We start from the raw sequence: 819 nt of genomic DNA, 5'->3' as shown, positions 1-819 counted from the left end.
TTGGTGTTGCCTCATCTACCGACTTAACGATAACTAAATCTGAAATTGGATTTGGGGTTGTTAAGGCATCATCCTCATCGTTACTTGGGTCTGGATCATCTTCGGTTCCAGTGAGTGTTGCTGTGTTGGTATAATCTCCAGTAGCATTAACTGTACAAGTAATTTCTAAACTCGTATCTGCTCCATCGGCTAAATTACCTATTGTCCAAATTCCTGTGGCAGTAGCATAAGCTCCAGCTCCATTATCTGATACATAAGTATATCCTGTTGGTAGATTTTCTGTAACTGCTACTCCTGTTGCTGCACTTGGTCCATTATTGCTCACTTCAAGAGTGAAGATTACTTGATCTCCAACATTTGGTGTTGCCTCATCTACCGACTTAACGATAACTAAATCTGAAATTGGATTTGGTGTCGTTAAGGCATCATCCTCATCGTTACTTGTGTCAGGGTCATCTTCATTTCCAGCGAGTGTTGCTGTGTTTGTATAATCACCAGTAGCATTAACTGTACAAGTAATTTCTAAACTCGTATCTGCTCCATCGGCTAAATTACCTATGGTCCAAATTCCTGTGGCTGTAACATAAGATCCGGCTCCATTATCTGATAAATAAGTATATCCAGTGGGAAGCTGATCACTAACTGATACGCCAGTTGCTGCACTTGGTCCATTATTGCTCACTTCAAGGGTGAAAATTACTTGATCTCCAACATTTGGTGTTGCCTCATCTACCGACTTAGCCATAACTAAATCTGAAATTGGATTTGGGGTTGTTAAGGCATCATCCTCATCGTTACTTGGGTCTGGATCGTCTTCGG

Annotated in this window: 1 protein-coding gene; it reads right to left on the bottom strand. The window is 41.1% G+C overall.

Going from position 1 to position 819, the window contains the following annotated elements:
• The coding region (locus HNS40_RS22510; RefSeq protein WP_172284955.1) for a DUF11 domain-containing protein at positions 1-819 on the bottom strand (819 nt) is incomplete at both ends.

The sequence above is a fragment of the Lentimicrobium sp. S6 genome (assembly GCF_013166635.1).
In the GTDB taxonomy this organism is placed as follows: domain Bacteria; phylum Bacteroidota; class Bacteroidia; order Bacteroidales; family UBA12170; genus UBA12170.
Note: the sequence above shows the minus strand (reverse complement) of the source record. Positions and strands in the feature narration are given on the sequence as shown.